The sequence below is a fragment of the Nostoc sp. JL31 genome, from assembly GCF_017114965.1.
GTDB classification, from domain to species: Bacteria; Cyanobacteriota; Cyanobacteriia; order Cyanobacteriales; family Nostocaceae; genus Nostoc; species Nostoc punctiforme_A.
In genome coordinates this window covers 57,928-70,109 of record NZ_JABXKO010000072.1, presented here as the reverse complement: position 1 = coordinate 70,109, position 12,182 = coordinate 57,928, and the positions used below count along the sequence as shown (strand labels likewise).

General features: G+C 36.4%; 12 protein-coding genes. 3 read left to right on the top strand and 9 right to left on the bottom strand.

Translation table 11 applies throughout. From position 1 onward, the window contains the following. The first annotated feature begins 193 nt into the window (after window positions 1-193). Window positions 194-475: a transposase gene (locus HWQ43_RS17210; RefSeq protein ID WP_292736213.1), complete on the top strand. Its 282-nt coding sequence runs from the start codon at window positions 194-196 to the stop codon at window positions 473-475. Then, complete coding sequence (locus tag HWQ43_RS17205) at window positions 441-755, top strand: hypothetical protein (RefSeq protein WP_292736210.1); 315 nt, start codon at window positions 441-443, stop codon at window positions 753-755. The genes HWQ43_RS17210 and HWQ43_RS17205 overlap by 35 nt, the downstream gene beginning before the upstream one ends. A gap of 253 nt (window positions 756-1,008) precedes the next feature. On the opposite strand, the gene HWQ43_RS17200 is transcribed toward HWQ43_RS17205, so the two are convergent. Continuing rightward, window positions 1,009-1,341 carry a helix-turn-helix transcriptional regulator gene (locus tag HWQ43_RS17200; protein ID WP_292736208.1) on the bottom strand — a complete coding sequence of 111 codons (333 nt, stop codon included), beginning with the start codon at window positions 1,339-1,341 and terminating at the stop codon, window positions 1,009-1,011. Between the two features lie 295 nt (window positions 1,342-1,636). Here HWQ43_RS17200 and HWQ43_RS17195 point away from each other — a divergent pair, with 295 nt between their 5' ends. Then, entirely contained in the window at window positions 1,637-1,873 is a 237-nt protein-coding gene (locus HWQ43_RS17195; RefSeq protein WP_292736205.1) for a hypothetical protein, read from the top strand. A 23-nt stretch (window positions 1,874-1,896) separates the two neighbouring features. Here the strand turns inward: HWQ43_RS17195 and HWQ43_RS17190 are convergent, their stop codons facing one another. From HWQ43_RS17190 to HWQ43_RS17155, 8 genes are all read right to left on the bottom strand, one after another. Next, a complete protein-coding gene (locus tag HWQ43_RS17190; protein ID WP_292736202.1) occupies window positions 1,897-2,349 on the bottom strand; it encodes a hypothetical protein in 453 nt (150 codons plus the stop codon). 328 nt (window positions 2,350-2,677) lie between these two features. Then, window positions 2,678-3,088, bottom strand: coding sequence for a hypothetical protein (locus HWQ43_RS17185; RefSeq protein ID WP_292736199.1), 411 nt, complete (start codon window positions 3,086-3,088; stop codon window positions 2,678-2,680). 38 nt (window positions 3,089-3,126) lie between these two features. Continuing rightward, complete coding sequence (locus tag HWQ43_RS17180; protein ID WP_292736196.1) at window positions 3,127-4,818, bottom strand: GUN4 domain-containing protein; 1,692 nt, start codon at window positions 4,816-4,818, stop codon at window positions 3,127-3,129. A gap of 28 nt (window positions 4,819-4,846) precedes the next feature. Next, the gene (locus HWQ43_RS17175; protein WP_292736193.1) at window positions 4,847-6,865 is read right to left on the bottom strand and encodes an ATP-binding cassette domain-containing protein; all 2,019 of its coding nucleotides are present in this window, start codon (window positions 6,863-6,865) and stop codon (window positions 4,847-4,849) included. Window positions 6,866-7,307: 442 nt separating this feature from the next. Beyond that, a complete protein-coding gene (locus HWQ43_RS17170; protein ID WP_193945309.1) occupies window positions 7,308-7,712 on the bottom strand; it encodes a hypothetical protein in 405 nt (134 codons plus the stop codon). A 128-nt stretch (window positions 7,713-7,840) separates the two neighbouring features. Beyond that, on the bottom strand, window positions 7,841-9,952 hold the full coding sequence (locus HWQ43_RS17165) for a patatin-like phospholipase family protein (RefSeq protein ID WP_292736186.1): 2,112 nt from the start codon (window positions 9,950-9,952) through the stop codon (window positions 7,841-7,843). Between the two features lie 132 nt (window positions 9,953-10,084). Then, entirely contained in the window at window positions 10,085-11,062 is a 978-nt protein-coding gene (locus HWQ43_RS17160) for an MvdD family ATP-grasp ribosomal peptide maturase (protein WP_292736183.1), read from the bottom strand. Between the two features lie 78 nt (window positions 11,063-11,140). Next, window positions 11,141-12,133 carry an MvdC family ATP-grasp ribosomal peptide maturase gene (locus HWQ43_RS17155; RefSeq protein ID WP_292736180.1) on the bottom strand — a complete coding sequence of 331 codons (993 nt, stop codon included), beginning with the start codon at window positions 12,131-12,133 and terminating at the stop codon, window positions 11,141-11,143. Window positions 12,134-12,182 lie beyond the last annotated feature (49 nt).

The following is a 12,182-nucleotide window of genomic DNA, read 5'->3' as shown; positions in this document are numbered from 1 at the left end:
TCTCGTCGAGCCATGAACGACGCAGAAATTATTACAACTGCTATCTGCGCGGCGATGTTCTTTAATGGTAATCATAGTAAGGCTTGTAGCTATTATGTTAGACCATCGCTTGATATTGAATATGTTATAAAAGTCACGATTTAACCGGAGATTACACAGTGTCTCAATGTTAATCAACGATTTGTTTCATCAAGTGGGAACGATCCTAAAAAATAGTAGTGATTCCACTGAATACCTTTTAGACTCATTTCCTGTACCCATCTGCGATAACATTCGGATCTTTAATGTAAAAATCGTCCACTCGGCGCAGTATAGAGGTTACATAGCATCGAAAAAACGTTACTTTTATGGCGTTAGGGTGCAGTTATTAACGACCAAAAATGGTATTCCTGTTGAATTTGTATTTATGCCTGGTAGTGCCAGTGATGTCCGCGCCTTAAATGCGAAACCGAGTGAATCCACCACCTGGCAGTGAAGTTTATGGTGATTCAGCCTACACAGATTACACTGTTGAAGATGACTTGGAACAAACTGGTCAAATTGCTTTAAAAGTCATGCGGAAAAAGAACTCTAAGCGTCAAGACCTACCTTGGAATCAATATATTAAACAACATACTCGGCATTACATCGAAACCGTGTTTAGTAATATCACAAGTGATTTCCCTAAATCAATTCATGCTTGTACTTTTGAGGGATTTTTACTGAAACTCCAAGCATTTATTTTGGCATTTACTCTCCAACGAGCATTTATTTAATAGGTTAATTTAAATACCTTAAAATCATTTAATACTCTGATCTTAGCTTGACTCTAATTTCCGGTTGCCCATAGCGCCACCGCCAATTTTTCATGTGCATTTGTTTCAATCAATGGTCACGAAGTATTTAGAATTTAATAACCCGCAACTTGGGTTAATAAGATTTCCTGTAAAAAGGGTCAAAGGGCGATCGCACAAGTTTTCCAGGCTGAAGCGGTTGTCCTTTGTTTTATCTCTTATTGTTTTACATATTTTATAGAAATTGGTCACCAACTACGGACGAGATTTTTTGTAACAATGGGTAACTAAGGGTTTGTGCTACAACAGGATAAAATTGTCTAAGCTCGATCCCTAAAATTTGACAATATTTCAAGATAAGAGACAAAGAGACAAAGCGATCACCTTTACCCTTCCATTTTTCTATTTTATTTATTAACTGCTGAGAACAAGGTTCTCCAAGCCCTGTAATTGCTTGCGCTACTTCTTCTCTAGAAAGTTTCTTGTCTTCTCTTTGCTGAAATAAAAACTCACCATATTCCTGATCCCAGTCAATCCGGGATACCAAATCCAAAGGTATTCCTTGCATTACGATTTCTCTCACTGATACTCCTATATTTACATAATGTGTGGAAATAGTGGGATACTTCTTCTATGAAGTATGTAAAACCTAAGCAGTATTAGCGTAGAGCCTAAATCGTGAAAGCGATCGCTCTAAATTCGTGTTGTCTTTTAGGAAGTAAGTTGAGAGTTCTTAGTCTGAAGGGGGTTCTAAAAAATGACAGACCCACAAGTATAGAACTTACGCATTGACAAGCAATACAAAAAGTGCATAAGGAGAATGTAGAAACAAAACCAGCGATCGCTTGCACCTGGAGCGTAAGGTGGAACGGGCATTTTTTGAAGCGGGGAAGGCACTGGCAGAATTAGGTGATCGCCGACTTTACCGTTCAAGTCACCGCACGTTTGAGGAATATTGCCGCGATCGCATCAGTCGGGTGTATTCCAGTGCGCTGGAGGAGTCGGTGCAGAAGTTTTTGGAGATGCTAGGGAAGCTGAATCGTGCTTATTTGACGGATTTGGAAGAGAAGGTGTTGAGTGTTTTGGAGTTTGAAATATGAGTTCCATGAGAAATTGATTTATCTTAAGTGCGATTACGAAACTTAAACAAATTGCGAATCTTTGAGATAAATGACGTTGGATTTTCCAGCTTTTTAGTGTCATTATTTGAAAGTATTATCTGTTGATCTAATGATTCTAGAGAATGTGCCGTAGAAGCGTTAATTTGATTAGATATCATTTTTTGATTTTTCTCAATGTATGGGATTATGTTTTGACTTAAAATATCTGTTAAATCTGAAATAGGAGGCTTGATTTGATTTAACAGTATTTCTCGATTTTCCTGAATATCTAAAGCATCACATATTCGCTCAATATTCCAGTGTCTTATTCCTTTTTTATAGCCTTGACGATGCTGTTGAATAGTCCGTACGGTGTCAATTAATTGAACTATAGAATTGGACTCCGCCCATTTCACTGCTGCTCCCATAGAAGTATCTGCACCCATAGAAAGCCAGAATCCATCTTCAATCCACACAATGCGATGTTGCCAATTCCGGCTGTACCACCTTGCTGCTAAATACTTGTCGCTACCATGTGGAAATAGCTTTAAGGCTTCACGTGCCTTATCTCTATCTAAAGGGTAAACAAAAGGCCAAGGAGTGGTTTTTGACTAGATATTCCACACCTGTGACTGGTGCGACCACGTAGAAATCCATACAGGATGAATCCAGGGACAGCTATCTATTACCTGCAAGAATTTTTTGGTTCCAGGGACAGGGTATCCTGTAAAATTGTAATAACTTATACTAACTTAATATTTGACTTAGATTTTTTAAGTTGATATTACAAGCCTAAAAAAAGGATTAATTGATTTTTATACCAGCAATTCTGTGATTTTTGTCGCTTATTAAAAATTTTAATTTATCAATTTCAATAACTTCATAATTTTCTGTTACAAATATAGAGTAGATGCTGGCTATCATATCTGCCAAATTTACTCTAGATAATATCAGTATTTGCAAATTGAAAAATGATTTAGGAACAGTTTTAACAATTAAACATAATCTTCTATCATTTACGTGCCATACACCAGTAAATTTATTACCCGTGATAAATTCTCTGGGTTTAGATAAAAGAAACGTTTGAATTCTAGTTTGCTCATAAGTCATATTATCTTTAAATTCTATCGAATTTTTTTCCCAATTTGTATTAAAACGCCATTTTCCAATAAGTAACATTTCTATTTCTGTATCTGATAGATTCATGTTACTCATTGGCTTTTTCTCCTATTATTAATTAAATAATGTTTAATTCACTCATGGTAAATTTCATGACAAGTTTTGGCACGAGTAAAAAATAAATGCATTTGCCATACTAGCCAAGATCCAACTCGCCAAGCTACCATTGACAGGGGGGTTGTAGATGAATATGAAGGTATGTCTAATATATTTTGGTCATAATGTAACCATTTAACTGGTAGATGTCCCATCGGTGTCGTTGGAGATAATTTAAAAGTTAGTTGGTCGTAATTTAACCAGTTTCCCTCTTTTCGCCAACCCAGGCGATCGCCAAGTCTTTTTTCTGTTTCATAATCTATTTGACCGCCTATTTCGTTCCAAATACTTTGCTGAATACTAAAGCCAAAGTAACCATGACTGTATTGTTGCCAAAGTTGATCCAGTTTATGAAAAGCTTCACATGAAAAGTTAAGTATATCCTGTTTATAAACTTCATTCCAATCATTCTTACCCATGACTTGTAGCATTAATTTAGCTGTTTCAATATCAGCTTCTTGCCACTTGTGCTGTGTAAGAAGGTTTTGCAATTTACTGTAATCAATATTCCAATTAATTTTAAATTCTGTGGGAAGCTCAATATCAATATCATTATTAGGTTGTTCCGTCAATTCTGTTTTCTCGATAAAAGGTTGAGGATAAGGAGAAACAATATCTGCTTCTTCTATCCCTAGCACTTTCTTTTGAGCAACCAGTTGAGTAGACATATAATTAGATATTAGGTAAATCGCTTGATTTAAAGTTATCTCATTTTTACTTAGATCGAAGTCATGAACCTGTAAATCTAATAATTTTGACTGAAAAAAAGCATCTTGCAGTCTATCTTTTTTATCATAACTTGCCACTAATAAATTGAGGATGTCATGAGATATCGTACTAGGATCTTGTATTGTTAATAAATTAACTTGAGAATTTAGAGTACTACTTGCTAAATTTTGAATTTCTCCTACAATTGCGTAAAAATCTGCATCTACTTTTACTACATCATCTATTAAAGATTGAAACGGACTAAAGTAATCTTGTAGAGAGTTTTCTAGATTAATTGCTGTTTCAGCTATTTTTGCGATTTCTTGACGAATCTTTGTAGCTTTGACTTGATATTCATAAATTTCTTGATACACCTCTATATCTTTAAGTATTTTCTGAATAGCTTGCTTTTGATTTTTGGTATCTTCCGCTAAATTTTTAATTCCTTCACTAAGTAGTTTTACTTTTTGTAAAATTAAAAAATTAGTATTACTTAACAGTAAAATAGATTTTAAATTTTCTTCTTGCTCGCATTTTAACTTGTCAATTATTTGAAAATTTTTATGATTTTTTATCTCTAGCTTACTTCTTTCCTCATTTACTTTTCTAATTTCATCATACTTTTGGTTAAATAGATTTTTCCAGTCATCTATAAATTTTAATAAAAATTTTTGATAACTATTTTTATAATTTTCTAAAAAATCCAGAATTTGAGTATAATTTGAGATTAATGATTTAACCTCTGCTAAAGTTTCTCTTTGACTAATTTCTTTTTTACATTTAATTATTCCCCAAAAATAAAAATGATATTTAGTACCTTCTTTAATTAAGCTTTGGCATTTTCTAATTTTCCTTTGAACTTTTTTTATTTTTGGGTTTTTTAAAGTAGGAAATTTGTAATGTGTTTCATAAATCGTAATAGATTCATAAGTAACTAATTGTTTTTGGTTTCTAATTAGCATCACTTACTTTTAAATATACAAATAGTTACTAAACTCTTACCCATTTCAATACCTCTGGGTTCTTGTTATAGCGGTAGGTTACACCATCTTTAGTAGTCACAGACTTTTCTTGACTAGCCTTGCTTCTGATGGTAGTAATAGAATAGTCTGTTAATGTCTGAAGCTCTTTATGAGAAAATCCTATAATTGTGGCACTTACTGCTGATTCTAGTTTTATTTTGAGTTCATTCTTAGGATAAATATCTATCGTAATTTGCTCCTTTTCAACTGGTTTAATAACAATTCCTTTTTGCAATTGATAATCTGGCATAGAAACAAGTTGCCAATTAGATTCTTGTGAAAGTTCTAACACCCATTGATGATAATTAAATAAGCTTTCTCTATGACCAACGCTGATAAAAGTTGTTTTCGTTGATTGTAACTGTTGATATAGATTACCTTCGTTATTTAAATCTAAAGCACTCGTTGCTTCATCTAAGATAGTGAAACTAGAATGTGTAATTAATAGCCGTGCAAAAGCGAGGCGTTGTTGTTCTCCTAACGACAATATATTTTCCCAAGGAACTTCTGTATCAAAACCATTTATGCGGGTAAGTAAGTGTTGCAGATTAACTTGTTGCAAAATGTGTTCAAGTTCGCGATCGCTCATTTTTCTATCTGTGTGAGGATAGAGCAACTGTTCGCGCAAAGTCCCTAAAATAATATAAGGGCGTTGGGGTAAGAATAATACTTCTTTTAAGGGAGGACGCACTAGACGACCAGTTCCCGCATTCCACAAACCAGCGATCGCTCTCAACAAAGAACTTTTACCTCTACCACTAGAGCCAACAATCAGTAACCCTTCACCTGGCTCAACAGCAAATGATAAATTTTCAACAATTACCTGTTCATAATTTGGCGTTTGTAAAGTGACATTCTCAAAAGCTAAACGTTCTTCTTCTAAAATTTGAATAGTACTGACATTTTCTGGTTGTTTACTAGCAGCCTGTAGCGCATCTGAAAACTCTGCTAAACGCTTTACATAGCCAGAAAATCGCCCTGAAATCCCAAATTCGGCTATCAGTTCTCCTAGAGCATTAGAAAACATAAAGCAAGCAAAACTAGCTTGGTTAATTTGCCCATAATCAATTTGATCTTGAAGAAATAAAGGTGTAAGAATGAACATCGAGAATACGCTAATTGCAGACTGATATGCTCTACCAAAAGCGTCTTGTCCCCTCTCTAAATTCAGCCTGCGTTCAGCAGTTTTTAAAACATTATCAAATCGGCGCTGAATTATATTTAATTCTTCATCTTCTCCCTGAAAAAAAGCGATTGATTCAGCATGATTACGAACATGAGTTAAGCAATAGGCAAAATCTGCTTTAAATGCAAGTTCTTCTTGGTTAACTTTATTTATTCCTTGATTCAAGTAAACAGCTATTAAATTACCTATACTTGTATAAATAACTAAATAAATTGCGATTTCTGGAGAAACTATCCAAATAATTATCAAACCACTGACCATTTCTAAAGATTTTTCTAGTAAAGAAGATGAGAATCTCAAACCAATACTAGTAATAGGTTCTATTTCTTGGGATAAGCGTTGATCTGGATTATCTATATCAGATTGAAAATTGATTTTATAATAAGCTTGATTGCTTAAATACTTTTCTAAAACATGAATATTTAGCCATTTATACCAATCAAGAATTATTTTTTTTCTGACATATCTCAAAAGAGTTACTAATAAGACTGTTCCTAGAATAATGAGACTAGAAAACCATAAAGTGCTATTATATTTATCAAGGTCTCTCTGTTCAATAACGATATCAATTACATAGCGATTCCAGTAACTATTTGCAGCATTTACACCGACAATTACGACTATTAATAATACTAAGAGAATGAGTATTCCCCATGAGCGAATTACATCTGAAAATGCTCTTCCTTCTGCTTTTGTTGGATACCAATAAGGTTGAGCGACTACTTTCACATCCTGCCAAAACTGAATCAATGCTGAAAAAGGATTTATTGTATTTTGCTCACGCACAGATGGAGTTTGCATATTCTAAAAATGTAGCCGTTACTAATTACCTAGGAATTTTGAAATGGCCTTTGAAAATTAAGTTAGACTCAGAGTCCATTTTTGCTTTTAGAGAATGTCTGAAAACTTTTATAGTGTTGTATTCGAGCTTTGTAGATCCCCCTAAATTTCCCTTTTTAAGGAGGGATTTAATTAAATTTCCTTCTTTTTTAAGGGGAGCCAGCTACGCTGTAAGCGTTAAAACAGGCTAGCAACTGGCGTAGGGGGGATCAAATCGAATGCACTAGTACAGCACGGCGTAAATAAAGCAACTATTTCAAATTGTTCAAAAGCCTGTCTTCTAAGCTTTTTGACTTTTGACCCTTCGACTGCGCTCAGGGTCAAGGTTGAGCGAACTTGTGCTGAGCGTAGCCGAAATAGCCGAAGCCTTGACTTTTGAATGCGTGACTTCCGCTTTGCGGTACTAGGTCAATGGTTCCTCATCAACAATTTCGACTGTTCTCGGAAAAGGGCCTTGGTCAGGCTCAGTAACGACTACTGGGCTAATATGATGTTTCAGTTTGAGTTTTAACTCATCTGAAATGGGCAATTCTTGAATTTCTTTGAGAAGAAATCTGACAGATTCAGTTTTGCTACGTTCTGTATAGATGAGCTTGAGAATGTTTTCAATTCCAAATCCCGCTATATATTCCCCTAGAACGGCTACCAGCCCAAGCAAGCCCAAACCTCCTAAGAGGCCTAAAGGCCCGCCCAGCGTTGAAAGCATAGCGACAACGGCGGCGACATTACCCCCTGATGCACCCGTTGCTATCACGAAAAGTATGCCAGGAAGGCCTAAACCAGAAATTTTTTTGACGAGTTCATCCATTGTACTTACCTACAATCCTTATAAAGTGAAAACATGACTAAGAGAGTCATTACTAATTTCTTTTGTGAAGAAATTAAAAATCTTACATCTTGTACCAGTTAGTTGGTGCAAGATGTAAGAAATCTGATTTAGCCCAACAAAAGACTACACAGTTCATCGATTTGTTGACTTTTCTGAGATATTAATCGATGGGCTATAGCTTGTAGCTGACGAGTATTTTGGAGTTTGGTATTATCTATTTCTTCTAGTTCACTATCTAACAAGGTTTGAAAGCGATAATAAAAACTTTTAGCTTCTTTATCAGTAGGCTCAAACAACTGTTCTAATTCTCCAGCTACCACTTCACTACCACCGTCAAACACAATATTTAAAAGTGGTCTTCCCCATTGTAAGAGTCCCCAATTTTTGACTTCTTTATAAGGGTAAACACTCGTCAGCGAACCTGTACCTAAAGAAACTACTAAAATATCTTCTGTATTGAGGACTTTTTGGGCTTTTCGTTTACTACTAATTTGTGCTTCTAAAATAGCTAAATGGGCTGGATTATTAGCAAATACTCCACCATCGATTAAAGTATAGGCGATGCCGCTATTGTGGGGGTTTACAAGCCGATGAGGAGCAAAATAAGTCGGAGTGGCACTAGTTGCCAATGCCGCATCTAGGAGCAAAAAACCCCCACATAACTTCTGAAAATTCTTAGATTCTATTTGCTGTTTTTCTAGTTGGTTTGTAAAAAATATCGGAATTCGCTGCTCGATATCGTAACTCGTTACAAAAACTTCTTTGAGATTATTTTCTAGAGGAGCGTTACCAAAATATTGCCTGAAAATTTCTTCTTTGCTTTCGGAAGGATATTTTGGCTGGAGAAATATATCCTCTAATGGGCCAAGCAGTCTTTCAAACAGGGGCTCATAAAATATTTCTACCCCATACTCAATAAATAACTGTAGGAGATCCTCAGCAGTGTATTCCGCCACTGGCAAGTTATCAGATACATCGGAACTTAATCGGGGTTTAGTTAGTCCAAGTGCTAAAATTCCGCCACTGGAAGTGCCAGTAATTAAATCAAACAAACTGAATATAGGCTTTTGTGTCCGCCTTTCAATTTCTGCTAGGATTAATGCAGGAATAATGCCCCGAATACCGCCTCCATCAATGGAAAGTATTTTATATTTGGGACGGGCTTTTGTATTCATGGTTTCTGGCGATTCCTCCTGAGTTAATATTTGTGCTTGTTGGATATTGACAGGAGCTTCAGTTTGGTCTGTCTTGGTTTTATCGTCATGTGGTTCGAGAGCGATCGCGGTTAGAATAATCTCGGATTCTTCCCTGTTTGTTTCTGTCTGTTGAATTTCCTTTGGTTGATCTTCGTCGTCGCTTACTAACGATACCGTTGCTGCTAATAAACTTGTGGTTAGTGGTGAGATATTTTCTTCAGGAATAACTGCTGTTTCAGTTTGGATCTCTTCTTGAAAATCTTCTTGATTGAATAATTCTCCTGCAAATGGAACTGGATTGAATGATTGTGTTGCAAATGGAATTTCTGCTAAAGTCCAAATAGGATTACCACGAAAATTTCCTTGATAAGACTTTCCAGTTTGGTTTTTGCCAGTTTGGTTTTTTACAGTTGTACCTTGCCCTTCGTCTAATCTCCAGTAGGCCACTAATCCTGATTCATCTCCGACTATTAGCCCACAACGATGAGTCTGAATTTGTGCTTGAGTACAGGGATAATTCCAAACACTAATATTTGCTAATTGTCCTTTGAAATAGACCTGTTTGTGTAACGTTGCTCCCAGAGTTATAGAACTTGTGGCTTTGTTTAAAGATGAACCTCTAAGAGAATCGTCGTATTCATGATCGTCAAGATATATGGCTAGTTGACCACTATTAAAAACAATAGCAAAAAAGTGCCATTGTCCTATAGTTAATTCTCCTTGCCCAAAGGTTTTGATATTTTTGCTAACACTTTCATCAATGTATATATCTAGGCTTCCTGTTTCACTGATGCCGAATTCAAAGTTATCGCTGTATCTCTCTGAAGAACGGGCAAAAAATACATTGCGCGTCCCGTAACTAGTGGCTTTATTTGTTAGTTCATGTGGATTTACCCATCCTGAAACCGTAAAAGCTGAACTCCCTTGAGCGAAAACGCCCCCAATATCGTTTCTGCCAAAATCTATATAATCATTTACCCCATCAAATGTTAAAACTGTTTGTGCATTTACTAGGTTTACCACAATAATTTAATCTCCAAATCTCAATAAATTCATAATTTTAAATAAGGAATTTAGTATTAATAAACTTAATAGTGAAATCTCACTAACACCTTTCAAAATAGAACACAATAAAAATATACAAGGCTCAATCACCTAATTTTTATGAGTCAGTAATACCTCTGCGATCGCCTGCGAAATGGGGTAGTGTGGTGGATATATCTCCAGCCAAAAAAATTCCCCGACTGGGTTAACTTCGAGGAATACATGGCGACCATCGGGCGTGATAATAATATCAATTGCTCCATAGTTTAAGCCAAAATAAGCCATCAGTTTGAGCAATTTTTTCTCAATATATTCTGGCAAATTGTAGGGTTGCCAATTTTTAACTAAGGCTCTTCCCTCTTTGCGCCAGTCGTAAGTAGCTCCTTCTAAGCTTTGGGAATCTACTGCGGCAGTAAATATGCGGTGTCCAACAATAGTTGTCCGCAACTCCAGCGCCTTGGGTACATTTTCTTGAAAGGTCATTGGACAAAAACGCAGTCCTTCCATATTCTCCAGATCATCATTTGTAATTGGAGTAGTAAACACAACATTTTCTCGTCCCTGATCATTATAGATAGCAAAGGAAGAAAGCATTTTGGTAACTATACCTTGCTTACACTCTTGAGCAAATTGCTTGACTGCTTGTGGATTGTTTGAAGTCAGAGTACGTGGAGTTACAAGACCAACTTCTCGTGCAACTTGCAATTGTAGTTGCTTATTATTAGCCCGGTCTACATTGGACATTTTATCAAAGTGGAATCCCTGAAGGCTGGCAATCATACCTCTGACTGTGGTGCGACATTCGTTAATTGACGCATCTCTGTATTGCTTGTCCATTGATTCGGGGATTTTTTGTCCGTAGCGCATCCGCCGATACCAAACTGAGGAGACCTCACTCAAATCTAGTTTCTGTTCGCCATCAGTAATAATTACCCGTTCAGTATCGCCGCAGTAAATATCTAACTTCACCTCGGTGGGATATCTGTCTGTATCAAAGCGAAATGCTTTTTCTCCTCTAGCCTCAATTTCTTTGATCACTAGAGGAATACTTTCGTTGTCTTTACTAAACGTGACTATTAATACGGTCATAAAAACTATGAAGTGTGAAGTATATAGACACCTTTTGGGTAGCTTGCCACAGGCTAATATCAAATATTAAATTTTTGATTATTCATTTTTTCTTTGAAGTAGGGCGTCTGCGATCGCACTTGCAATAGGCAAGTCTAAATTCTTTTCCAACATTCCCCACTCCCCCACAGGGTTTATTTCCAAAAAGACGTATTCCCCTGATGGTGTAACGATGAAATCTAAGGCTCCAAACAACAGCCCAAATTTCCCCATAAAGGCTTTGAGACGACTAACTACTTCATCAGGAAGTTGGTGGTGTTGCCATGCGCCAATATCAATACCAGGTTTACGCCAATCAACTTTGGCTGCTGCATACACATCTGCATTTAGCGCCCCCACAAATACATTACCATTCACATACACTACCCGTAATTCCTGTTGCTTTGGAATTTGCTCTTGAAAAACCATTGGGCAATAGCGCAGTGATTCGGCATCTTGTAAGTCTTCTTCCTTGACGATGCTGGTGTAAAGAAAAAACGAGGAGTTAGCTTCCATACTGCGGGAAAGAGCAGTTAAGAGCTTGCTCACCATTTTGCCGTTAACTTGCTGGAAAAACTCTCGTGCTGCTTGGGCTTTGTTGGTAACAAGAGTCTGGGGAATAACAAAACCTACTTCAGACGCAATCCGTAGTTGACGCAGCTTGTTACTTGCATAATCTATCCGCTCTAAATTATCTACCCAACAAGCTCCCTTGAGGCTGTCCCAAAAAGCATCTAAAGTTGCTTGTGATTCTCTAATGCAGGCTTCTCGGAACTTTGGCGCTAATTCTTGACTCAGTTCTGGTTCCCAAATACGGCGCATCCATACAGCTTGCACCTGCTCTGTGCTGATAGAGTGGTTGTTACATTCTATAGTGTGGTAGCTTTTAGACTTATCAAAATGTGCTGTTAATTGGACTTCTAGAGGAAACTTATCAGTATCTAGACGAAATGGTTGCACCCCTTTTTTTGATAAGGCTTCTGCCACTCTATCTATTGTGAAAAAATCACCACTGTGGGTGATTAATAAAACAACATCACGAGATAGGTGCATAAATATTTTTTCAGGATAATTTTAGGAGGTAGCTATTAAGTAATAGCAA

Coding starts and splice junctions, on each gene's coding strand:
- HWQ43_RS17205 (WP_292736210.1), top strand. CDS start 441: ATGCGAAACCGAGTGAATCCACCACCTGGCAGTGAAGTTTATGGTGAT.
- HWQ43_RS17200 (WP_292736208.1), bottom strand. CDS start 1,341: ATGCAAGGAATACCTTTGGATTTGGTATCCCGGATTGACTGGGATCAG.
- HWQ43_RS17185 (WP_292736199.1), bottom strand. CDS start 3,088: ATGAGTAACATGAATCTATCAGATACAGAAATAGAAATGTTACTTATT.
- HWQ43_RS17180 (WP_292736196.1), bottom strand. CDS start 4,818: ATGCTAATTAGAAACCAAAAACAATTAGTTACTTATGAATCTATTACG.
- HWQ43_RS17175 (WP_292736193.1), bottom strand. CDS start 6,865: ATGCAAACTCCATCTGTGCGTGAGCAAAATACAATAAATCCTTTTTCA.
- HWQ43_RS17170 (WP_193945309.1), bottom strand. CDS start 7,712: ATGGATGAACTCGTCAAAAAAATTTCTGGTTTAGGCCTTCCTGGCATA.
- HWQ43_RS17160 (WP_292736183.1), bottom strand. CDS start 11,062: ATGACCGTATTAATAGTCACGTTTAGTAAAGACAACGAAAGTATTCCT.
- HWQ43_RS17155 (WP_292736180.1), bottom strand. CDS start 12,133: ATGCACCTATCTCGTGATGTTGTTTTATTAATCACCCACAGTGGTGAT.